This is a genomic window from Microcoleus sp. S13_B4, from assembly GCF_036700885.1.
Taxonomy (GTDB): Bacteria; Cyanobacteriota; Cyanobacteriia; order Cyanobacteriales; family Microcoleaceae; genus Microcoleus.
The window spans coordinates 49,028-73,157 of sequence record NZ_JAUBPU010000002.1 but is presented as its reverse complement, the minus strand read 5'-3'; the positions used below and the strand labels follow the sequence as shown (position 1 = coordinate 73,157).

The 24,130-nt window shown below is 48.3% G+C and carries 16 protein-coding genes and 1 pseudogene; 12 read left to right on the top strand and 5 right to left on the bottom strand.

Annotated features, from left to right (window positions below; all coding sequences use genetic code 11):
- Positions 1-98: 98 nt before the first annotated feature.
- Complete coding sequence (gene nusB / locus QT994_RS01955) at positions 99-731, bottom strand: transcription antitermination factor NusB (RefSeq protein WP_333044407.1); 633 nt, start codon at positions 729-731, stop codon at positions 99-101.
- Between the two features lie 272 nt (positions 732-1,003).
- A complete protein-coding gene (locus QT994_RS01950; protein WP_333044406.1) occupies positions 1,004-1,729 on the bottom strand; it encodes a DUF502 domain-containing protein in 726 nt (241 codons plus the stop codon).
- 792 nt (positions 1,730-2,521) lie between these two features.
- Between QT994_RS01950 and QT994_RS01945 the strand changes: the two genes are divergently transcribed.
- Entirely contained in the window at positions 2,522-2,650 is a 129-nt protein-coding gene (locus QT994_RS01945; RefSeq protein ID WP_333171367.1) for a hypothetical protein, read from the top strand.
- Positions 2,651-2,828: 178 nt separating this feature from the next.
- Positions 2,829-5,696, top strand: coding sequence for a PAS domain S-box protein (locus QT994_RS01940; protein WP_333171365.1), 2,868 nt, complete (start codon positions 2,829-2,831; stop codon positions 5,694-5,696).
- Between the two features lie 539 nt (positions 5,697-6,235).
- Here QT994_RS01940 and QT994_RS01935 read toward each other — a convergent pair.
- Complete coding sequence (locus tag QT994_RS01935) at positions 6,236-6,430, bottom strand: hypothetical protein (RefSeq protein WP_193975465.1); 195 nt, start codon at positions 6,428-6,430, stop codon at positions 6,236-6,238.
- 383 nt (positions 6,431-6,813) lie between these two features.
- On the opposite strand from QT994_RS01935, the gene QT994_RS01930 reads away from it, so the two are divergent.
- The 5 genes from QT994_RS01930 (at position 6,814) to QT994_RS01910 (ending at position 14,464) form a co-directional block, all read left to right on the top strand.
- Complete coding sequence (locus QT994_RS01930; RefSeq protein WP_333044403.1) at positions 6,814-7,167, top strand: STAS domain-containing protein; 354 nt, start codon at positions 6,814-6,816, stop codon at positions 7,165-7,167.
- Between the two features lie 139 nt (positions 7,168-7,306).
- Positions 7,307-10,138, top strand: coding sequence for a TIGR03960 family B12-binding radical SAM protein (locus tag QT994_RS01925; protein WP_333171363.1), 2,832 nt, complete (start codon positions 7,307-7,309; stop codon positions 10,136-10,138).
- Positions 10,139-10,900: 762 nt separating this feature from the next.
- Positions 10,901-11,029 carry a hypothetical protein gene (locus QT994_RS01920; RefSeq protein ID WP_333171361.1) on the top strand — a complete coding sequence of 43 codons (129 nt, stop codon included), beginning with the start codon at positions 10,901-10,903 and terminating at the stop codon, positions 11,027-11,029.
- A 407-nt stretch (positions 11,030-11,436) separates the two neighbouring features.
- The gene (locus tag QT994_RS01915) at positions 11,437-13,779 is read left to right on the top strand and encodes an Rne/Rng family ribonuclease (RefSeq protein WP_333171359.1); all 2,343 of its coding nucleotides are present in this window, start codon (positions 11,437-11,439) and stop codon (positions 13,777-13,779) included.
- Between the two features lies 1 nt (position 13,780).
- Positions 13,781-14,464, top strand: coding sequence for a ribonuclease HII (locus tag QT994_RS01910; protein ID WP_333171357.1), 684 nt, complete (start codon positions 13,781-13,783; stop codon positions 14,462-14,464).
- 352 nt (positions 14,465-14,816) lie between these two features.
- Here QT994_RS01910 and QT994_RS01905 read toward each other — a convergent pair whose 3' ends face one another.
- Positions 14,817-17,810, bottom strand: coding sequence for a PAS domain S-box protein (locus tag QT994_RS01905; protein ID WP_333171354.1), 2,994 nt, complete (start codon positions 17,808-17,810; stop codon positions 14,817-14,819).
- A gap of 874 nt (positions 17,811-18,684) precedes the next feature.
- Here QT994_RS01905 and trpD point away from each other — a divergent pair.
- Positions 18,685-19,800, top strand: a complete 1,116-nt coding sequence (trpD, locus tag QT994_RS01900) for an anthranilate phosphoribosyltransferase (protein WP_333171351.1) — start codon at positions 18,685-18,687, stop codon at positions 19,798-19,800.
- Between the two features lie 187 nt (positions 19,801-19,987).
- On the opposite strand, the gene QT994_RS01895 is transcribed toward trpD, so the two are convergent.
- Complete coding sequence (locus QT994_RS01895) at positions 19,988-20,581, bottom strand: retropepsin-like aspartic protease (protein ID WP_333171348.1); 594 nt, start codon at positions 20,579-20,581, stop codon at positions 19,988-19,990.
- A 359-nt stretch (positions 20,582-20,940) separates the two neighbouring features.
- Between QT994_RS01895 and carA the strand changes: the two genes are divergently transcribed.
- The 4 genes and pseudogenes from carA to QT994_RS01875 form a co-directional block, all read left to right on the top strand.
- Positions 20,941-22,098 carry a glutamine-hydrolyzing carbamoyl-phosphate synthase small subunit gene (carA, locus tag QT994_RS01890; RefSeq protein WP_333171346.1) on the top strand — a complete coding sequence of 386 codons (1,158 nt, stop codon included), beginning with the start codon at positions 20,941-20,943 and terminating at the stop codon, positions 22,096-22,098.
- A gap of 152 nt (positions 22,099-22,250) precedes the next feature.
- A complete protein-coding gene (locus QT994_RS01885; protein WP_015176627.1) occupies positions 22,251-22,607 on the top strand; it encodes an STAS domain-containing protein in 357 nt (118 codons plus the stop codon).
- 383 nt (positions 22,608-22,990) lie between these two features.
- On the top strand, positions 22,991-23,437 hold the full coding sequence (locus QT994_RS01880; protein ID WP_333044390.1) for a ribonuclease III domain-containing protein: 447 nt from the start codon (positions 22,991-22,993) through the stop codon (positions 23,435-23,437).
- A 263-nt stretch (positions 23,438-23,700) separates the two neighbouring features.
- Positions 23,701-24,130 (top strand): annotated as a pseudogene (locus QT994_RS01875) (23S rRNA (guanosine(2251)-2'-O)-methyltransferase RlmB); the annotation flags it as partial.

Below are 24,130 nucleotides of genomic sequence, written 5' to 3'. Positions count from 1 at the left end.
TTATTAGTCATTAGTCCTCAGTCCCTAGTGTAGAGCCGATTGCGGATTGCCAATCACTAATGACCAATGACTGCTGACTAATGACTACTGACTAATGACTACTGACTAACAACTTCTGCATTGATTTTATCGACTACTCGGCGGAGGACTCCGTTGATGAAGCGATGTCCTTCGTCGCCGCTGTAGCGTTTTGCCAGTTGGACGGCTTCGTTGACGCTGACTTGTTCGGGTAAGCCGAGATATAGCATTTCGGCGATCGCGATTCTCATGATATCTCGATCGATCCGGGCCAACCGTTCTATTTGCCAGTCTACAAGCGCTTCTGAGAGCAATTCGTCAATTTGAGGGCGGTTGGCGCTGACTTTGGTCAGGATTTGCAAAGCATAGGTGCGGACATCTTGCTGGTTGGCTAGCTGGATCAGTTCTGGAAACTCCATTGCTGAACCGAGACGGTTGATTGCCGTTTGGGTGAGTTCGACTGCTTCCCGCACCATTGCTCTAGCACTTTGTATATCGGCGGCGCGGATTTCGCTCGCCAGCAGTTTGTCGCTACTCCGCTGCACTTCGGATGCTGCTGCTTCTAGGGATTCTTGAACTTCTGCTGTCAGGGTGCGGATAGCGGCGAGGAGAACATCTTGCAGTTTTTTGGCTTCTAAGAGTTCTGGATTCGCCGGTAGTTGGCTGATGCCGAGGAGTGCGAGTTCGCGTGCTGTTTCGCGGGCTTTTTTCATAGTTTTTAGATAGGAATTGAGAATTTAGGAAGTTTTTCGATCGCGCGCGGACTTGAACTTTAGCAGAAAAGTCGACTAAAAGCGGTACAAGACCAGCCGTCTGATTTGCCAGCGGCGGGTAGTTTACATATACTTCGCTGTCAAACCCAAGATTTATGCTCGAAACCGGGTTTCTGAGTATAGCCTTTCTCGGTTTGGGCTGGTTTTGTCGAAATATTATCTGCTATGGGGAAAGTTTACACGGTCTTACGGGCAACTAAAGATGTCTTGGTTCAATCTTCTTCGACTGGGACAGCCTGGTATCTTGATTCGGATACCAAGGGTTCGAGTGTTTTGCCCTTAGTATTTTCGGGGGTTACTGCAACTGAGTTGTTGGGGTTGACGATGCCGCCGGAGATGATGACTTTAAAGGCATCTTCGATCGACATTGACAAATTGACTAAATCTGCTTCGGGGACGATAGCGTACCATCCGGTGGTGGGGTTGGGAGTGGTGGGGATGAAAATGCCGATGGGGGTTTCACCGGAAAGGTGAGGCGGGATGTCGTTACTCTCGATCGTACCGGTCACAAATGCTAAAGTCCAGATTCCCCGCCGGGGATATTCCACTAACACCACGCGGCGAAATTTGTCGTTTGAGTTGAGGATGGTTCCCAGCAGTTGTTTGAGGGTTTTGTAAACCGAACCCGCTAGGGGAATTGCCTGCAACAGCCGTTCGCCAAAGTCTAGCAGCCACTTGCCGAAAATGTTGCGGGCCATTAAACCGATGACTAAGATGCTCAGCAGGGGTACAGCCAGACCTACTAAAAGATTTAGCAGATTCACCAAAATCGGGTGGAGTCCGTCAAAAGGGTTGATCTGCTTGGGAATTTTGGTGAGAAAATTGATGACCCAACTGGCGACGGTAATTGTCAGCCAGATGGTGGTAGCTAAGGGTATCACTACCAGTAGACCTGCGATCAGGTCGTTTTTTAAGTCTTGTTTTATGCGTTGGAGCACGGCGGGTCAAATCTCCTCGTAACTGGTTGCCAATAACCTGAATAAACCTGAGACTAAAGCAACTGCACGGGCTTTACTGGAAGTCACCATAGACGATCGTCTTCAATTCTGCTAAACCCTACCCTTTCTGAGGGGGAAGAGTTAGGGATCGCCGGTGCTGTACCTCTATTTTAAAGAATTATTGCAAGTTGGCGCTTGATTTTAATATATGCGGGCTGTGCAGCAGCTCACCGTATTGTATATTTTAAGACACTTTGGGTCGGGATAAATCAATAAGCCGCTCCCTCAGAGGCTGCCTGGGAGTCCAGGTGTAGCGAGTCCAGAGGAATTTTTCTGTGATGGGTGTAGGAATTTAATTGGTCGATCGAGCTTTCTCAGATTTTCGGCTGGGTGGTCCTTCGTTCCACCGAACTCAGCGGAATCTATGCTGGTTGAGTTCTGTGTTAATGCAAAAACCTACCTTTGGATAGATGCAGCTTTACTGCACTTATTAGTAAAAAGATAGTATTTTTTGAGGAGCGGGGGCGATCGACCAGCCAAAGGTTCGCCCGGTTTCAACTGTTGCATGGTAGGCAAATCCGGCAAAAAGTAAAACAGACAGACGAGCAATTTTGACTTTTTGTGACCGGAGTCATCGAACTGGTGGAAATAACGGCATAATTAAAGCGAATTTGAGCTTGAGAGGAGCGGCAAAGCAATATAGGACTAACTCGGGCTTCCTACAAAAAAAATAATCTGCCAAACGAGGTAGCAGTAGCTAGTCGCAAGCAAGATAAATTACTAAATAGCTAGTTGTTTCTAGCAGGAAGCGCTAGACTATTTGTCCAGCAGGGTATGGTTAAACTGCTGCAAAGAAGCAATGCCCCAGCGGTGCGAATTGATGGGAAGCAGGCGAAAGTTAAGGAAAAGCAAGGACACTAGCCAATCAAGTCAGACCGGAGATTCACCTCGCCGCAAGTAGTAAAAGACTTGATTAGAAGTTAGGATTGAGATGTGAATGCTCAATTTATGAAACCAATTGATTTTTACATTTTTTTATTGTATTCAAAACGAAAGAATTTTTTGAACCGTACTTAAAAAGTTGCTGACCGAGGATTTTGTGTATCTGAGAACTAATATTGAAGTAAAAGGAATTTTTGTGAAAACGCTGCATATCCTGTTAGTAGAAGACAGTCCTCTAGATGCCGAACTGATTGAGGCATATTTAATAGATGGCGACCTCGAATTTTCTCTGGTGTGTGTGGAAACTCGGGAAGACTTTGCCGCGGCGCTAGAAAAACAAAGTTTTGACATTATTTTGGCAGATTATATGCTGCCTTGTTTTAATGGGATAGCTGCGCTGGAAATCGCCCACACTACTTGTCCGGGAGTGCCGTTTATTTTTGTGTCGGCTACTTTGGGCGAGGAAGTGGCGATCGAAACTTTGAAAAGCGGCGCTACTGATTATGTTCTCAAACGCCGTTTGATGCGCCTGGTGCCCTCGATTCAGCGGGCCCTGCGGGAAGTTCAAGAACGCAGCGATCGCAAGCAAGCCGAAGCACAGCAGCAGGAAAGCGAAGCTCGATTTCGGATTATGGCAGATACCGCGCCGGTGATGATTTGGATGTCAGACGCTGACCAACTTAGCGATTACTTTAACAAAGTTTGGCTGGAGTTTACCGGTAGACCTTTGGCGCAAGAAGTGGGCACTGGTTGGATGGAAAGCTTGCACCCCGATGACTTGCCAGAATGTCGGGATATTTACCAAAAAGCCTTCGATGCTGGCAGCGAGTACCGAATTGAATGCCGCCTGAGACGCTATGACGGGGAATACCGGTGGGTTTTGGGTACGGGCGTACCCAGGTATAGGCCCGATCGCACTTTTGCAGGTTACATCGGTTCTTACATCGATATTAGCGATAGAAAACTGGCAGAACAAGAACGCGCTGCCGCTTTGTCGCGCGAACAAGCAGCGAGGTTGCAAGCAGAAGAAACTGCTAAAGCGCTGCAATTGGCAAACGATCAAATTACTAACATTCTCGAAAGCATTACTGATGCTTTTATCGCGGTAGATTTAAATTGGAACTATACCTATGTTAACCAGAAAGCTATTGAGCTTTTAGGCAGGCCAAAAGCAGAATTGATTGGTAAAAAAATTTGGGAGATATTTCCCTGGGCTGTCGATTTACCGTTTTACGAAATGGCAGCAAAAGCATTAGCACAAAAGGTAACGTTGGAGCATGAAGAATTCGTGCCGTTATGGAATAAGTGGTTGAAGGTGCGTTTTTATCCTTCCGATTCTGGTTTGTCGGCTTACATCCAAGATGTTAGCGATCGCAAGCAAACAGAAGCTGCACTCCAAGCTAGCCAAGAAAAGCTGAGAATGTTAGCCGACGCTAACTTGATAGGAATTATCTTCGGGGATGTCAACGGCGGTATCATCGAGGCAAACGATGAATTTTTGCGGATAGTTAATTACACGCGGGAACAGTTGCAGCGTGGGGAATTAAACTGGATTGATATCACGCCCCCGGAGTACAGGCATCTCGACGAGAAGGGGATTGCAGAGGCACAAGCAACGGGAGTTTGCACTCCCTACGAAAAGGAATTCTGGAGGAGAGACGGCAGCCGGATTCCGGTGTTGATCGGATATGTTTTGCTGCCCCAAAAGCGGCAAGAATCTGTGGCTTTTATTCTCGATTTGACGGTTGGCAAGCAGTTGGAAAGAGAACTGCACGATCGAGCCCAGGAATTGGCGCGGGCGAACCGGATTAAAGACGAGTTTCTAGGAACTTTGTCCCACGAATTGCGAACCCCGCTGAATGCGATGCTGGGATGGGCGCAACTGCTGCGAAACCGCAAGTTTGACGAAAAAACCACTGTTCGGGCTCTGGAAACGATCGACCGCAATACACGATCGCTGGCAACTCTGATCGAGGATTTGCTGGACGTGTCGCAGATTATTACCGGCAAACTGTCGCTGAATTTGCGGTGGGTGGATGTGATTTCGACTGTTGAGGCTGCGATCGATACTCTCGCGCCCGCGATTGCCGCCAAAAATATTGAAATGGTAACGGATTTCGACCCAACGGCGGGGCGGATTTTTGCCGATTCTGGTCGCTTGCAGCAGGTAGCCTGGAATTTGCTGTCGAATGCGATTAAGTTTACTCCCGATGGCGGACAGGTAAAGGTGGAGGTGCGAAAGATGGAGAGGACTTTTGCCCCTGATGAATCTGCTTGCTATAAAAAATTGTCGCCCGCTAGTGTCGAAATTGAGGTCAGCGACACGGGACAAGGGATTTCAGAAGAGTTTTTACCGCACGTTTTCGAGCGGTTCAGCCAAGCGGACAGCTCTATAAGGCGATCGTACAACGGATTGGGTTTGGGTTTGGCCCTAGTGCGGCATTTTGTGGAAATGCACGGGGGGACGGTGCAAGCGGAATCGGCCGGGAAGGGAAAAGGATCGAGGTTTTTAGTGAGATTGCCAATTCAACAGCTTGATTGCGACAGCGGATTTTCTGTTGCCGCACTCGGGGAGTTGGCGATTCCTCCAAGCAAGGCGCGAGCCCCTGTAAAGGAGTCTTTTGTCAGCAGCAATCTTTCTGGAGTGCGAGTGTTGGTGGTCGATATCGACGCGGATTCCCTGGATTTTGCGTGTACAGTGCTCGAAGATTGCGGGGCCCAGGTGGAGACTGCTAGCTCTGGAATGGCTGCCCTGGCGGCGATTGAAAGGCTGAATCCGGATGTGTTGGCGATCGATATCGGGATGCAGGCCCCTGATGGAGAGGCTCTGCTGTGGCAAGTGCGATCGCGGATGGTGGAGAGGGAAATTCCGGCGTTGGCGTTCACGGCGGTTGGTAGGGTAGAGGAACGGGTACGCGCGCTGCAGGAAGGTTTTCAACTTTACGTGCCCAAGCCGATCGAGCCTGTGGAGTTGGTGGCAGTGGTGGCAAGTTTGGTAGGGCGATCGAACGATTTTAGATTTTAGATTTTAGATTTTAGATTTAATGGGTTTGCAAACTTGGAGGAGGATGTGGGGACTAAAAACCAATTTTCTTCCATTCGAGCGATCGTAGCATCCGGTAACAGTTTCCCAAAAGAATGCAACTGTTGATAAGTTCCAAACCCCGATAATCATCAGTAGTCCCACTTCTTCGATTCTTTAATCTAAAATCTTTAATCTAAAATTGTATGAGGTGCAGGGACGCTCGCCCTTAACAGTATCTCCTCAAATATAAAGTTCAGAAAATCTGTGGTTCATTAGGTCTGAGTTTTAATCACAATTAAACCTAATTTGTCAAGCCCCAAAAGTTATAAATTTAATTTAAGTCAAAGTTTTTAGCTTTCGATCACAGGTGCAGAGACGATCGCCCTTAAGAGTATATCCTCAAATATCAAGTTCAGCAAATCGGTGCTTCACTTGAAAAATACCGTAGCGCGGTCAATGCTTATAGCACTCCTCTATTTCCCGCCCAGCAAGGATTTTGTTTCACTCTTTGATTTTTCCAGGCGGCCAGGTTCCAACTATCAACGACTAGATACCAATTGCACCCGGCCGGCATCCATTTCATCCATTAATAACTCTAAAGCCTCATAATCAATATCCGATATGTACCCCAAACGGGTGAGCTCGTAGTTGATTTCGTTTTCAATGTCAGGCGTCAACTGCTTAATGTAGAGGGCTTTTTCTACAAGATGACGAATAGCATAGGTTGCTTGCATAGTAGCTCGGAGAACTCCGTACAATTTAATTATTATCTGAACAGTCGAGAGCGCGCGTGATCTAAATCAGAACTAACAAGTGATTTCAATTACATTATTCACTTTTATCTAACAGCCAGGGGACAGTCGATCTCAATTTTTAGAATTCTCAAGACTCAACTTGCTGGCATAAATAAAAAATAGTATAGTACCTTACGTTTCCTCCCCAAATCTTACGCAAAACTTCATAAAAAAGAGTCAATAAATAAAGATTCAGTAAAACTACTGACAACAACGGGTCAGTTTGCCTCAGATCAAGTTAGGCTCAGAGTAATCAAGTAGGTTTAGGCTTACACCTGTCCAGCACAGTAGTTGAAAATACGTAGCAACCATAGGTTTGACATATGCAGACACTTCTTGCCCATAAACCAATTACGGTGATTCGACCCCTAGACCACCTGAATGCAGCCACCTCCGGAGAATTCGGACGGCAACTAATGACAGCAATTGCAGCCCCTGGGATGGTAGCGGTACTCGTAGATTTGGGCGCAGTAAAATTTATTGACAGTGCCGGTTTGATGGCATTGGTTTCGGGCCTGAAGCAGGCGAAAAAAATGGGGCGCAGGTTTAGTATTTGCTCGCTATCCCCCGGGATTAGGATGATTCTGGAACTCAGCCAACTCGATCGAGTGTTTGAGATATTTGAAAATGTCGATAGCTTTGAAGCCGAAAACTCCTGCACAAACCAGCACTGGTAGAGGTTCCGCCTCGGTGAAAACAAGCCACAAAACCCAGTAAATTCGGTTAAATGCCCGAAACACAAAGGACTTCCGTTGGCGTGTTGGCAGGTTTTAAGGTAGGCTGCTTAAGAGTCGCAAATATTTAGCGAGTCGAGCCGTGGCAGTAAAAGTCGAAGAATTACTTACAGCAGACATTAATCAGCCTGCTCGTTATCTGGGAAACGAATTGGGGGCAGCACACAAGCCTTGGGACGCGGCTTCTGTGCGCTGGGTGCTCACTTACCCAGAAGTGTATGAAGTTGGTGCTTCCAATCTGGGGCACATCATCCTTTACAACATTTTGAACGCAGGGCCGAGACAGTTGTGCGATCGAGCTTATTTGCCCGCACCAGACTTGGCAGCAAAACTGAGATCGACTCAAACTCCCCTGTTTGCGGTAGAATCCAGGCGATCGCTCACAGAATTTGATATTCTGGGCTTCAGCCTCAGCTACGAACTCGGAGCAACAAACATTCTGGAAATGCTGGATTTAGCTGGCATTCCCCTAACTTGGCAAGAAAGAGCGACCAATCCCCAAAACGGTCAAATGCCGCTGATTTTTGCTGGCGGCCAAACAGCAACTTCCAATCCCGAACCCTACGCTGACTTTTTTGACTTCATCGCTTTGGGAGATGGAGAAGAATTGCTGCCAGAAATAGGCTTGATTTTGGCAGAAGGCAAAACTAATAATTTGAGCCGAGAAGCATTGCTGCTGGATTTAGCGCAAATTCCAGGCGTCTACGTCCCGCAATTCTACGATATGGCGGCCGACGGTTCTGTTCATCCCAACCGCCCGCAAGTTCCAGATCGAATTCTGCGCCGCGTGGCAACTCCCATACCAGCTTATTCGATCGGCTTGGTTCCCTACGTCCAGACAGTACACGACAGACTGACAGTAGAAATCCGCCGGGGATGCACGCGCGGCTGTCGCTTCTGTCAGCCGGGAATGCTGACTCGCCCCGCGCGCGATGTCGAACCGCAGCAAGTCGTAGAGGCGATCGAACAGGGAATGCAAGCCACCGGACACAGCGAGTTTTCCCTGCTTTCCCTCAGTTGTTCCGACTATCTGGCACTTCCAGCAGTGGGGATGGAAATCAAAAACCGCCTGAAAGATAAAAATATTTCTCTATCTCTACCCAGTCAGCGGGTAGACAGATTTGACGATAATATTGCCGACATTCTCGGCGGTACGCGACAAGGCGGTTTGACTTTTGCGCCGGAAGCTGGTACTCAGCGGATGCGCGACATCGTTAACAAAGGTTTGACCAACGAAGAATTGCTCCGGGGTGTTAAAACTGCGGTCGATCGGGGCTGGGATAAAATCAAGCTGTATTTTATGATCGGTTTGCCCGGAGAAACAGATTTTGATGTTCTCGGCATCGCCGAAACAGTCCGCTGGCTGCACCGGGAATGCAGGCTGGATGGCCGGCGGGGACTGACTTTTAACTTGACAATCTCTAATTTTACGCCTAAGCCTCACACTCCTTTTCAGTGGCACTCGGTTTCTACTGCTGAGTTTTCTCGCAAGCAAAAACTCCTGAAGGGAGAGTTTCGGGGAATGCGGGGCGTCAAGGTGAATTACACTGATGTGCGGATTTCGGCAATGGAGGATTTTGTCGGACGGGGCGATCGACGTTTGGCTGCTGTAGTCCGCCGCGCCTGGGAACTTGGCGCGGGTATGGATGCGTGGTGGGAAAGCTTGGATCAGGCTTACAAAGCTTGGACTCAGGCGATCGATGAATCGGGCCTTACCTGGAAATACCGCCAAGTCGAAAGCGGCGAGTGGAATCTTTTTGAGAAGGAAGAAGGAAGTTCGGCAACGGATTATGTAACGGATGTAACGGATGTAACGGATGTCAGTCCGATGTCCGTCGGAAGAAGGGAGAAGGAAGAAGGAAGAGAAATCAAGGAAGATTTTTTCAATTCTCTGGATCTCCCCCTCTCGCCCTCCCCCTCTCTCCCTCTCTCTCTCGATCAGGCCCTGCCTTGGGATCACTTAGATACGGGAATCGACAAAAACTGGCTGAAAATTGACTTGCAAAAGGCTTTAGAAGCAGCGACGGTTCCCGACTGTTCCTTTGAAGGGTGTTCGCGCTGCGGGGTTTGCGGCACCGATTTCGGACACAATGTGGTTGTGGATGCGCTGCCAATTCCTGAGTTTGCCGGGGAGTTCGTGCCGAATACGGAGCGGAAACAGCGTTTGCGGGTTTGGTTCGGGAAGGTGGGCGATATGGCTTTGGTTGGTCATTTGGATTTGATCCGATTGTTCGATCGAGTAGTCCGCAGAGCCGATTTGCCGATTTCGTTTACGGGCGGGTTTCACCCGAACCCTCGGATTTCTCTGGCAAATGCTCTGCCTCTGGGCGTTACCAGCACTGGGGAAATTGCCGACTTTGAGCTCACTGAGTCGATCGATATTGAGAGTTTTCGGGAAAAGTTGGCCGCTAAGCTGCCGGAAAATATTCCGATTTACAAGGTTGAGTCGATCGATCTCAAGGCTCCTTCTGCTAGTCAGTTATTAGAAGCAGCGGAGTACGTAATTACTGTGGCCTCCGCAGGGTCGTTGACAGAAAATGGCGCATTAGACCGGGAAAATGCTGCTCCTGTCTCCGTGGCTCCTGATGCCAACTGGGAAGCTTGGGTCAAGACGATCGCCGAAACCGAGGCTTTTTGGCGGGTGCATACTACTAAGTCGGGAAAGACGCAGGATATCAATTTGCGCGATCGACTGCACAAACTAGAGCTTGTAGAGCAGAAACCAGAAAGCAGTTCCTCTGCCTCTGATACTACATCCGAAGGTAGAGCCGTCTTGCGCTTTACCGGCAGTTGTCGCAGCGACGGCAACTTGCTAAAGCCAGAACATATTGTGTTCATGCTCGAACAAGTCAGTCAGCAGGAAATTCAGCTTCTCCAGGTTGAGCGTAGTCAGCTAATCCTGGGTTATGGTTAAAATAGGGAAGCTAAGAGTGGAATATTTCACCTTCGGCTCTCGATCGGGATGTGTCGTTTCACGCTATAATCGCTTGTTATGGAAGCCGCGGTGGCTCGAGCGCTTTAGTCGCTCGCCGCCCTCGTCAACCAGCAACGCGGGCTGGGTGCAAATTGCTTCTGTTCAAGACTTCAAGCCTTTTTGTTGTACATTCACGGGCTAAATCTAGCGCCAAACCCGCAGGAGCGGGGTCTGAACCAAATTTAGCGATTAATTTCGATCGATCGACTGGTTGTCGGTGGTCGGCTTATTCAAAAATCTCACGGTTCAAACCGCAGAGCGGGTATTCAACAATAGATTTTTTGGACGGGTCAAAAAACGGAGATAAGCCCCCGACTTAAGTCGTGGAGAACCAAAAATTTTAGATTTTAGATTAAAGTTCCAGCTCCCAGATTCATCTGTGGAGTCAATCTAAAATCTAAAATTTAAAATCTAAAATCCACTTAAGTCCTGGAAAACCAAAAATTTTAGATTTTAGACTAAAGTTCAATCTCCCAGATTCATCTGTGGAGTAAATCTAAAATCTAACATCTAAAATAGACTGACCCGTCAAAAAACGGAGATAAGCCCCCGACTTAAGTCGTGGAGAACCAAAAATTTTAGATTTTAGACTAAAGTTCCATCTCCCAGATTCATCTGTGGAGTAAATCTAAAATCTAAAATCTAAAATCTAAAATCGACTGACAAGGTTTTAGGGTTGGCAGGGGCGGAGGTTGCAGTCGAATGCCAAACTGGGGTGTGTTGAGTGCGATCGCGCAAGAATTCAACAAAAATCTAGGCGCTTTCACTCCTACCTACTTTCGCTCAAAACCAGCCCTCAACTACCACGCAAGCGGAGTTATCAGTTCGTAGTGTTAAGTTGTGTGTTAAGAAATTGGTACGGTGTCAATGAATTTATTCGCTGAGTTCAAAGGAAGAGTTGTAAGTGTTGAATTTTGAGTATTGATTTCGCAATTCTCAACTCAAATCTCAATAGTGCTAACTCGATAAAAGCCTCCTTATTTCTCTCTCGCAGATTTATCTGCTGAGCATAACTCATAACTCTGTACGGGCGGGTTTAACTACTTTATCTGTAACAGTTAACTGTTAATACTCAACAGTTAACTGTTAACAGTGAACGGTCAACAGTTAACTTTCCTTCCACCCTGCACCAACTCACAGCTAATAACTCTTCAAGCTACTACTAATTACAGTCTAAGTCAGAGGCACTGTTGTGCGTAAGTGTCTCTAACTTGCTGCCAGTTTTTTGAGGAAATTGAATGACAAAGCAGATAGTTATAGCAGAGCAGCATCGCATTGCTGCCGTCTTTTCAGAAGATCAAATCCAAGAACTTGTGGTAGCCACAGGCAGCCACCAAGTCAGTGACATTTACTTGGGAATTGTTGAAAATGTACTCCCTGGGATAGATGCGGCATTCGTTAACATTGGCGATCCAGAACGTAACGGGTTCATGCACGTAACAGACCTCGGCCCGCTGCGCCTTAAACGCTCGGCAGGAGCAATTACAGAACTCCTGACCCCCCAGCAGAAAGTGGTGGTACAGGTAATGAAAGAACCGACGGGCAGCAAAGGCCCCCGGCTAACAGGCAACATTACCCTGCCGGGCCGCTATTTGGTACTGATGCCCTACGGCAGGGGAGTCAATCTCTCGCGGCGGATCAAGTCGGAAGCCGAGCGCAACCGCCTCAGAGCCCTGGCTATTTTGGTGAAACCTGCCGGGATGGGGCTGCTGGTACGCACCGAAGCTGAAGGGATGACTGAAGAAGCCATCATGGAAGATTTGGAAGTGCTGCAAAAACAGTGGGAAGCAGTTCAACTCGAAGGCGGTACCTCGCGGGCGCCGGCACTGCTCAACCGGGATGACGATTTTATCCAGCGGGTGCTGCGAGATATGTTCAGCGGTGACGTGAATCGGATTGTGGTGGACTCGCAAAATGGAATTAAGCGGGTGAAGCAGCAGTTGATGAGCTGGAACGGCGGTAAACTTCCTGCGGGAGTTTTGATAGACCACCACCGAGAGCGCGCCTCGATTTTAGAATTTTTCCGGGTTAACGCTGCGATTCGAGAAGCCCTCAGACCGAGGGTGGATTTGCCTTCGGGTGGTTATGTGATTATCGAGCCGACTGAGGCGCTGACGGTGATCGATGTCAACTCTGGCTCGTTTACTCGATCGGCGACGGCTCGGGAAACGGTACTCTGGACAAATTGTGAAGCAGCAACGGAAATTGCTAGACAACTGCGGTTACGCAATATTGCCGGGGTGATTATTGTTGACTTTATTGACATGGAGTCCCGCCGCGATCAGTTGCAGGTGCTGGAACATTTCAATAAAGCTCTCAAAGCTGACAAAGCTCGGCCACAAATCGCTCAACTGTCAGAATTGGGACTGGTAGAACTGACTCGCAAGCGCCAAGGTCAAAATATTTACGAGTTGTTCGGCCACAGTTGTCCTACTTGCAGCGGGTTGGGTCATCTGGTGCAACTCCCTGGGGAAGAAGACTTTGCAGCAGCGGTGCGGGAATCGAGCGATCGCACTGTTGCTACCTCGAACCGCGTTTTGTTGAATTTGCCCGAAGGATTGGAACGTCGCAGCTTGACGCCTGTGGCGGCTGCAACTCCTGCCCCGGTGCGGGAAGAACGCCCCCCCGAACCTGCTCGGGCTGCTTGGGAACCTCAGAGCGAAAGTTTGGATTTTGAGACCGGCAGCAATGCCTCGCCTTTGGACTTGCTCAACCATCCCAGCTATCAGGATTTGGGGAACGGAACCAGACGGCGCCGCCGCCGCCGGATTGGTGAAGAGCCTTTTGCTCTCCCGGTGGAGGAGGAACCGGTACGCAGCAAGTTGCGGCTGCCAAATACTCCGACTGCGCCCGTGGCGGATACACGCTCTGAGTATCTGGCCCCTCCCGGCATCCGGGCTGCTTCGGAGGGCTTCGGGCTGGTGAATATGGCGACTGTTGGCAGGCGCGAGGATTTCGATCGCGTGCGTCCGGCTAAGTCTGAGTTGATGAAGCCGATGGTGGAGCCTCCGGAGGTGATTTCGGTGGAAATGACGGCGGAGGAGCAGGATGTTTATGCGCTGATGGGGGTTTCTCCTTTGGTGCTTACGGATCGCAGCGTGAAAAATCCTAAGAATGCGATCGTTTCGGTGACTCTCCCCGGAGCGGCCCCGAACAAGCCGCCTTTCGAGCAGCTCGAATTTGAATTTGAAGCGACGACGCCTGCACAGAATGTTGAGGAACGGGATTATTATCCTGAAAGGTCGGTAGTTGAGCCTGTTTTTTCTGAGGATGAGGATGATGAGTCCCAAATTTATGGCGAGAGTTTGATCGACGAAACTGATGATTTTGATCAGATTGAGGAACCCAGCGATGTGATGGGCGAATCCTATGAACCGATCGAACTCAATGAGCCGATCGAACTCAATGAGCCGATCAAATTCAATGAGCCGATCGAACTCAATGAGCCGATCGAATCCCATGAGCCGATCGAATCCCATGAGCCGATCGAATCCCATGAGCCGATCGAACCCAGCGAACCCGAGGAGCCTGCTATCAACCGCCGCCGCCGTCGCCGCTCGTCAGCCGTTGTGGATGAGTGATATGAAGTCAGAGGGAAGAAGGAAGAAGTCAGAGGGAAGAGGGAAGAAGGAAGAAGTAGAAATTTTTACTCTCTTCCCATCCTTCCATCTTCCCCTTTCCCCCTCTCCCTCGAACGCTCTGGTAATTGCGGGTGTGGATGAAGTCGGACGAGGCGCTTTGTTCGGGCCGGTGGTGGCTGCTGCCTGCATTTTGCCCGACGAAGTTCTCGATGAATTAGCCAGTTGCGGGGTGCGCGACAGCAAGCAGTTGAGTGCTGCAGCCCGGAGTCGGTTAGCCGTAAAAATCCGGGCTGTAGCGGTTGACTGTCAAATTGGTGTGGCTTCGGTGCGGGAGATCGATCGCCTCAATATTTTGCAGGCTTCTTTGTTGGCGATGAAACGGGCGATTTTGAAGTTGAAGTTGACGCCGGATTTGTGTTTGGTTGATGGGAATCAAAGGATTCCCAATTTGGCGATCGCGCAAGAGACGATGATCAAGGGTGATGCGCGATCAATTCAGATTGCTGCTGCTAGTATTGTGGCGAAAGTTTGGCGCGATGAATTAATAGTACGTTTGGCTGTTAAGTATCCTGAATATGATTTGACAAATAACAAGGGATACGGTACTGCTAAACATAAATTGGCTTTGGAACGCTGCGGTGTATCTGTCTTTCACCGACAATCTTTTAGTCCTTGTCAAAAATAGTTAGTTATATCTCAAATCTTGCACCATTCTCCACTAGCCCTTGCATTTTATCCCAAAATGTCAAATAAAGGGCACAGAAACAATCAGGTAGTTCAATGTTAACCATTCTTAAACAGTAAGTACCAGTATTATTAGTGGCTTTCTCAATCATTAGCAATGGTAAGTGCGGGCAGTAATTTGAGTTGTGATAAAAGCCAGGGTTTCAGCAATACAGAACATAAGCAAAACTTCTCTATGTAGGGAGCCATACGCACGGCACCTTACCGCTTTAGTCAGGGCGAGTTTTATGAGAACTTTAGTCCTCACTAGAAACCGCGACTCGTGAGTCCGATGCGATCACCCCGATCGCACTTTAGGATTGTTTGATCGGTTGTTCGAGCGGCAATTCTATGATAAACTCGGCTCCGTGGCCCGGTGCAGACACGCAGCTAAGTTTGCCACCGTGTTCTTGGACAACTTTGTAGGAAATTGACAGGCCTAAACCGGTGCCTTTGCCAGCGGGTTTGGTGGTAAAAAAAGCCTCGAATAACTGCTGGCAAACTTCCTCTGGCATACCGGGGCCGTTGTCCGAAATCCTAATTACAGCATGGGAGTTTTGGACTTCTGTCCTAATTTTAATCTTGCTGCGGTTAGCTTTAACTTCGGCAACGGAACGCCCTTCGTTGTATTCCTCGATCGCGTCGATCGCATTTCCGATCAAATTCATAAATACCTGATTGACTTTCCCGGCATAACACTCAACCAAAGGCAAATTTCCATAGTCCTTAATTACCGCAATTTCGGGATAGTTGCCTCTGGCTTTCAGACGGCTTTGCAGGATCAGCAGCGTTCCTTCAATCCCTTCGTGCAGGTTAACTTTGCTCATTTGAGAATCATCTTTGCGGGAGAAATTTCTTAGCGATCGCACGATTTCCCGAATGCGATCGGCCCCTACCTGCATCGAAGACATCGCTTTCGGCAAATCTTCTAGCAGAAACTCTAATTCGATATCCTTAATTTGATTTTGAATTGCTGCCGGCGGCTGCGGGCAATGCTGCTGGTACATATCGAGCAAATTCAGCAAATCTTCCGTGTAGTGGCCGACGTGGACGAGATTGCCACAGACGCTGCTAACGGGATTGTTAATTTCGTGAGCAACACCAGCTACCATTTGACCGAGAGTAGACATTTTCTCAGTATGAATTAATAAGGCTTGAGTTTGCTGCAATTCGTGCAAAGTATTTTCGAGTTGAAGTTTTTGTTGGGTTAACTCTGTTTGCGATCGCAGTAAAGCTTCTTCACTGCGTTTCTGCTCGGAAATATCAGTAATTAACCCTTCCAAAGCTATCAATTCTCCCGAGTCGGAAAACACTCCCAAACCTTGCTCCCAAACCCATTTTAATTCGCCATTTTTAGAAGTAATGCGGTAATTTAGCTGATAGGGTCGATTTTCTTGCAAGGCAACTTGCACGGCATTCCACAAATTATCGCGATCGTCCGGGTGAGTTAATTCCGAGATAGAAACTTCCCGAGTGCCTATAAATTCTTCAGGAGAATAGCCGGCTAACTGATAGCAACCTTCGCTGACAAACTCCATACTGCGATCGGCATCGTTGCGAAAACGGTAGGCCATTCCCGGCAAATTGCTCATCAGCGTCGCCAGGGCCCGCTGGCTTTCCCGTAGGGCTTCTTCGGCGTGTTTGCGATCGGTAATATCCGTCATCACCCCCAGCATACAGAGTTCGCCGTCCAAATTAATCAATTCCGCTGAGAGCAAACACACCACCACCGATCCCGACTTCATCCGAAACTCGCATTCCTGATTGCGAACAACACCTTGTTCGTGCAAACTTCGCCTAAAATTAAGTCGGTCTTCAGGCCTTACCCAAATATTTAACCCCGGTACTGTATTCCAGGTCGTTTCTTCTAAATCGTAACCCGTCATCGACAAAAAACTATCATTAACTTCAATAAAACGACCCTCAGCAAAAGTAGTAATAATCATCGGATCTGGGCTTGAACGAAAAGCTTTAGAAAACTTTTCTTCCGATAAACTCAACTTTTTAATAGCCTCTTCCAACTGACTTGTCCGCTCTTTAACCCGGCATTCCAATACCTCATTAGCCTGCTTCAGGGCCTCCTCAGCCTGCACCCGATAAGTGATATCGCGCACCACGCCTTGCAGCCCCATTTTGCCGCCAATATCCATAGAAGTTAGCAGCACTTCCGCCGGAAACTCAGAACCGTCCAAACGGCAGTGCCGCCAGTCAAAACGGCAATTTCCCGCTCGCACAGCCGTATTAACTCGCTCTTGATAAAGACTCAGAGAATCTTGTCCCTCCAGTTGTAACAGCGGGCTGAACTCCGAAGGATGCTTGCCGCAAAACTCCGATTCAGTGCTGCATCCAAATAACTTTAAAGTAGCCGGATTGCAATCCAAAAAACCCTCTTCGTCTAGCAGCATTACCGCATCAGTCGTCGATTCGTACAAAGTGCGAAACTTTTTTTCCGACGCCTGTAAAGAAGCAATCAATTGCATCTTTTCCTCAGCCGCCCGCTTTTGCTCAGTAATATCCTGCATTACTTGAGAAAAACCCTTCAACTTTCCCCTTTCATCCCGCAAAGGAGTAACAATAATATTCGCCCAAAATCGCGATCCGTCTTTGCGAAGCCGCCAGCCTTCATTTTCGTATCGACCTTCTGCCACTGCCCTGATTAATTTTTCTTGGGGCTTGCCAATTTCAAGATCTTGTTTCGTGAAAAAACACTCCGAGTTATTGCCCACTATTTCATGAGATTTGTATCCAAAAATGCGTTCGGCACCCGAATTCCAGCTAGCTACATACCCCTCAGTATCTAACATGAATATAGCGTAATCCTTAACGCCTTCAATTATTAAGCGCAGCCGTTCTTCGCTTTCTCGAAGTGCAGATTCTGCTTGCTTGCGCTGGGTGATATCTTCTACAAAACCTTCGTAGTAGAGCAATTTACCCGCTTCATCGCAGACAGCCCGCGCATTTTCAGCGATCCAAATTATTGTTCCGTCTCGGCGATAAATCTGCGACTCAAAATCCGATACGATGCCCTGTTCTTGCAAAGCAGAAACAAACTGATCGCGCCGATCTGGATTGACGTAAAGCTGATCGCTGATATCAGTCAGACAGCCCATCAATTCTGCGGCAGAACTATATCCGTAGATGCGAGCCAAAGCTGGGTTAGCGCTGATGTAGCGACCGTCTTGGGTTGTTTGAAAAATGCCCGACACCGCATTTTCAAACATACTATAATATTTTGCTTCCATTTGGTGCAGTGCCTCCGCGACATTCAGGCATTCTATCGCTTTATTTCCTAATTTTTGATTTCCCACTTGTGAATACCCTGCTCTTGTGTGTGACTTGAATATTTTTGGTCTACCGCCTGTTAAATTTGAGCCGTTTGTTAGACTGAAATATGGTGTGTCGCAGCCGGAGACGAGTGTGTTTATTCATCTGTCCTACTGGGCTGTTAGTTGTTAGTGGTTGCTGCAGAAAGTTTAGTTGTTCGGGTATTTATTTGAGGCTTGAGTGGCGGTCACGATCGCATTGGCCCAACGATCTGCCTGCGATGCAGGTGTTCTAGCAAAACCCGTTCCTTGAAATCTCCCTGGATATATTAGCAGTTGAATACCCTGAAATAAGTTAGTAGCAAGGATGTTGTTACAATAATAAAAGGCAGCGACTCCTACAACCGCAAGACTCTATTTTTAGGATTTGGGTGAGAGTACGATCGACTATTACGCGAGGCAACAAACCCGCCTGCAATAGCTAAACGCTCGCTGTCCTTGCTGTCAGTCGATTGGAGATTTTAGATTTTAGATTAAAGAAGTGACTCCACAGATGAATCTTGGGCTCCCTAAGTTCTAAAATTTTTTGGTCTCCACAACTTTTGTCGGTAACTTTTATCGGTCTTTGGGTGCTCTGAGTTACTGTTAAGTATTATTGCTGATAGATAATACAGCAGACTGCTGGCAGTTATACGATCTGGGGTTTCTATGTAAAGTTGGCACAAGAAGAGGGTAATTGTTGTATCAAAAAATTCATATTCTGCTGCTGCGGGCTTAAAAATTCTGTAGCGGTGCTGGCATTTGGGCAAAAATCTGGGTCCGATCGCGCAAAATGTGGTCGGCAAGTCTGGTAAAATCCCGATCGATTCTCGGTTTGGCCGCAAAGCTCGATCGGGCTAAATTTGACTAGAACTAATAAATGACAGATTCTCCTCTCCTAGCAACGCCAGAGTTAGCCCCAGCTTCAACCCAGACGGCGGATTCTCCTGTGTGGCCAGCCCTCCTGCAACAAGTATTAGACAGACAATCTCTCTCACGCGCCCAAGCAGCCGACTTGATGCAGGGATGGCTAGCCGAAGCTATTCCCCCCGTCCTCTCAGGAGCAATTTTAGCGGCCATCCAAGCCAAAGGCATCTCTGCGCCAGAATTGGTAGGAATGGCTCAGGTATTGCATTCTCAGTCGCTTGCAGGTGAGGCGGAGAGCGTTTTCAATTCCCAATCTCCAATCTCCAATCTCAAATTAATTGATACTTGCGGCACAGGCGGCGACGGCGCATCCACGTTTAACATTTCCACTGCTGTAGCTTTTGTGGCCGCCGCCGGCAAAGTTCGAGTCGCCAAACACGGAAATCGCTCCGCATCGAGCAAAGTGGGTTCTGCTGACGTGTTGGAAGCACTCGGAGTCAACCTCAACGCCGATTCTGTGAAGGTAAGATCTGCGGTAGACTCCGTGGGCATCAGCTTTTTATTTGCCCCTGGGTGGCATCCCGCACTTAAGGTTGTAGCGTCGCTCCGGCGCACTTTGAAGGTGCGGACTATTTTTAACCTATTAGGGCCCCTTGTCAATCCTATGCGCCCTACAGGGCAGGTAATCGGAGTGTTCGATCCTAGTTTGGTACCAACTATTGCTCAAGCTTTGGGCGAGTTGGGGACTGAGTTAGCTGTAGTCGTTCACGGCAGAGAAAAATTGGACGAGGCGGGTTTGGGAGATGTGACTGATTTGGCGGTTTTGTCGGAGGGCAAAGTGGAACTCACTACTTTAGACCCCCAAAAGGTAGGATTGACACCAAGTGCGATCGGCTCGTTAAAAGGCGGAAATGTTGAGGAAAACGCCGAGATTTTGCGGAACGTTTTGCAAGGCAAAGGTACGCCCGCACAAATGGATGTTGTAGCTTTGAATGCGTCTTTGGCTTTTCAGGTGGGAGGTGCAATTCCTATGGGTTCTCACGCAGCAGGAGTTTCTATGGCTAAGGACATTTTATTGAGCGGCGAATCTTGGTTGAAGTTGCAGCAGTTGATTGAGTTTTTGAAATGAAGGAAGAAGGAAGAGGGAAGAAGGAAGAGGGAAGAAGTAAAGAAAAATTTAGGATGCCAAAATCTTCCCAATCAAAGCGTCTAAAACTCAGCCTTCTGCATTCATACTTTTTCAAGTTGGGAAACTTTTTTCTCTCTTCTATTTTTGTTGGTTAGTAAAACAAATCCTTCTTCCTTCTTCCCTCTGTTTAAGAGCGCGATCGAAATTCAATCACATCTTGCTTAATCGTTATGTCTTTATTACCAAAAAAATCGTGACCCAACAGTCCGATCTCTAGGGATGGGGAGACTGCCACAACTACATTATTAACCGCCAGACCACCTGCTTCAATAGAAGTCAGGCGACCGAGGGGAAAAGTAGCCACGCCGTTGGGAGTTTGTGCTTGCACTGTTCCCTGGAGAACAAGGCTCAAGGCTTTAGCCATTGCTGGTGTAATTACTGTGCCACTAGCTCCAGAATCTACCATCATCTCGAACTTTTGTTTGCCGTTAAATGTGACTTCTATGACCGGGATATTAGCCTCTCGGCGTTTGATTTTTGCCTGAAACACTCCAGACTTTGCTGCGGGCGAAGTGGTGGGAGTCAATTCTTTGGGCAGAAAACCGCAGACTGACTGGCTGAGGTTGAGGGTTCGGCCTGACGAGCTCCGCATGAAGCATCCCTCACTTTCTTGAGCCACTGCGGGCGAGGAGTTGGCAACAGTCCCTATTAAAATTGAACTGCTCACAGAAATAGCTGTTGTTACAACCAGTAACGGTTTGCACAGTTTTTGAGAGTTCACTAGATGCTTGTATAAGTTTGAGAGTAAAGGCAAGGGAGATTTACTAGCCATAGTTTCGTTAAACGCTGTAGCTCGATCGTAACAGCGACAACTGCCTTTTGGTATAGATATAGAATTTCCGCCCGCCGCCTAAGCTGCTGGCAGATAAATTGCTGGCGCGGGGGGAGATGGAGAATTTGCACTTATTGCTGCTTTTTGATTACCTGTGGCATAAGTGCCTCCGGCATCGGGCTTCCGGCATAAGTGCCTTGCTTTTCCGAAGCCTTGCACAAATTAAAATAATATCTGTATATTGCCGACTAGCATCAAATCCCTGGCAGTGGTAAGAATTAAACCAAACGAAAGTAATTAAGGATGCCATGTCACTTTCAACTGCACAACCCGCTCTCCTAGTCCTGGCTGACGGTACTGCTTACCGCGGCTGGTCGTTTGGCGCTGACGCCACCGTCGTTGGCGAGGTAGTATTTAATACGGGAATGACGGGCTACCAAGAAGTATTGACCGATCCCAGCTATTGCGGTCAAATTGTAACTTTTACTTATCCAGAATTGGGCAATACCGGGGTAAATCTCGAAGACGAAGAATCCTCGCGGCCGCAAATTCGAGGTGCGATCGCCCGGAACGTGTGCAGCCGCCCCAGCAACTGGCGCTGCTCGCAATCTCTGCAAGACTATCTGAAACAGTACGATGTCCCCGGAATTTATGGGATCGACACCCGCGCCCTCACTCGCAAAATTCGCACGGTGGGAGCGATCAACGGTGGCATTTCGACCACGATTCTTGACCAGGCAGAGCTTTTGGAGCAAGTGCAAGAGGCCCCCAGTATGGACGGGCTGAATCTGGTTCAGGAAGTCACCACTCGCGAGGTTTACGAGTGGTCTGAAGCCACGGACTCGGTTTGGGAGTTCAGTCCTACAGTCAAACCTGCTAACGGCCAAATGTGGACGGTGGTAGCGCTAGACTTTGGGATCAAGCGCAACATCCTGCGGCGTCTGGCGAGTTACGGGTGTCGGGTCATCGTTGTCCCCGCTGACACGTCGCCGGAGGAAATCCTCAAATACAACCCGGACGGCATTTTTCTGTCCAACGGCCCCGGAGATCCGGCGGCGGTAACGGAAGGGATCGCGACTGCGAAAGCTTTGTTAAAGTCGGACAAACCCGTATTCGGCATCTGCATGGGACACCAAATTTTGGGACTTTCCTTGGGTGCAGAAACTTTTAAACTTAAGTTCGGCCACCGGGGATTGAATCATCCAGCGGGTTTAACTGAGCAAATAGAAATTACTAGCCAAAATCATGGTTTTGCGATCGACCCCGATTCCCTAGCCCCGGAAGTAGAGATTACTCATCTCAATTTGAACGATCGCACCGTAGCCGGATTGAAACATAAAACTCTGCCACTGTTTTCAGTGCAGTACCACCCAGAAGCCAGCCCGGGCCCGCACGACGCCGACTATTTATTCGATCGGTTCGTGCAGTCAATGCGAGACAATCAGAAAGTAGCCAGCAGTAAATAGTCAGCAGTCAGCAGTCATTAACCGTTGACTGCTGACTCAAAAAAACTAAAAACCACTGAAAAAAAAAACTGTAGACAAAAAACCAAAAAACTCCTATAATGAAGCCTCGACTTTAAGCCATATCTAGCTAGGAGGGTGTCATTCCTGAGTCATTGACCCTGACCGTTAGCCTCAGAGGCACTCGCGAAGTCAGGAATAACTGTCAGTTATTTCGCCTGACGGGCCTGCTGGACGCTTTTTCTGAGGCCACTTTTCGGAAGGTAATAAGCAAATGTATTGACGAGGGCCCAAAACACGTAATTTTGGACTTGTCTCAGATAGACTTTGTGGATAGTTCAGGCTTGGGCGCACTTGTGCAACTTGTCAAAAAAGCCCAAACCTTGGAAGGGACATTGCAAATTGTCTCAAATCCCCGCGTAACTCAGACGGTTAAACTGGTTCGCTTAGAGAAATTTTTGTCTTTGCAGCCTTCGGTTGATGAGGCGGTAAAAAACGTCAAGGATGCTTGACGCCAAAGTGAATTAAATTAGCTATCCGGTTCTCAACGCTGGATAGCAAATTTTTATTTTTGTGCTGGTAAAACAATACCGATTTTCCCAGAAGCTGCGACACGCGCCAGCCGCTATTTTCCCAATGCTTAGAGTTTCGGTGGAGGGGAAGTAAAATATGTGTGGCAAACACGCGGAAAAATGGTATAAAAATTAGAGCATCCCGATTTGGTAAAAAGCCTTTTTTAGGAGTGCGATCGTCGCGCCAAGCTTTTCCTCTATATCTCGCTTCGTGATCTGACAGCGAACACTCCTGGGAAAGCTATAATTGCTGAAGTAGCGAAAGACGCAAGAAGTAAGTGACTAGAAAAACCAAGCTGTGCGGAAGTTTTATTTAAAAAAGTATGTCGCCGATCGCAGATGACGGGCTCAAACTGAGTCTGACGGATATCAGTTTAAATCGAGTGCATCCTGCGAGGGCTACACCAGCAGAAATAGAAAGAATTTCGCCCGCAGCCTGGGCATATTTGGGAGATGCAGTGTACGAACTCTACGTTCGCAGTTCGTACTTAGTCCCACCCAAAAAATTGCAAGCTTATCACGAATTGGTGGTGGGGCAAGTACGAGCCGAAACTCAAGCGCGTCACTTGCGATCACTCTCTCCTTACTTGAACAGTACAGAATTAGCAATTGTCAAGCGCGGCCGCAATGCTGCAGCGGGCCGTTCTAAGCGAGCAGATCCAGAGATATACCAACAAGCCAGCAGCTTAGAAACCTTGGTCGGATATTTGTATCTCACCGATCCCGAAAGATTGACCGAACTTCTGGCACTTTTAGATCTTGAGACTTAAAGGATTTAGCAGTTAAAATTTGGGAAGGGGGAGGGATTAATTAACCATCCTTGCACGGCTAACATAAAACCGCAAAAATCGCGATCGGCAAAACAGGATTTATCAGTTATTAACTAGCAATTTGAACACAGCAAAATCCTTGCTCCCTCCCTAGAATATCTAAAATCTCAAAGCCCCAAGATTGCTCCCTCAATCAAGAATCTCATATCTACAATCTACAATCGATTAGCCTTCAGCCAAAACGTTTTGACCACAAGAAACCAATGAGAAAATTTACCCGACCAAACTCCTCGCGATCAAATTCCGACAGCAAGCCATTCCAAAGCGAAGGCCGCCGTCAGGACTCACAACCATCCTCTCCCCGCTTTGAACGCAAGCCCCGTCCCGACACTCGCGGAGTAGACGCGCCTCAAAAGCGATCGACCTTCGCCCCGCAATCGCGAGAAATGCCCGTGAGAGCAATTTTCAAACGGAGAGTCGATTCCGACGGCCAACCATCCCTTCGCAGAAATAATACTTTCCAAGACAGAGACAGCAGCCCGCAGGAATCCCGGGGCAATTATTACCAAGACAGAGACAGCAGCCCGCAGCCGGCCCGCAACAATTTCCGAGACAGAGACAGAGACAGCAGCCCGCAGCCGGCCCGCAACAATTTCCGAGACAGAGACAGAGACAGCAGCCCGCAGCCGGCCC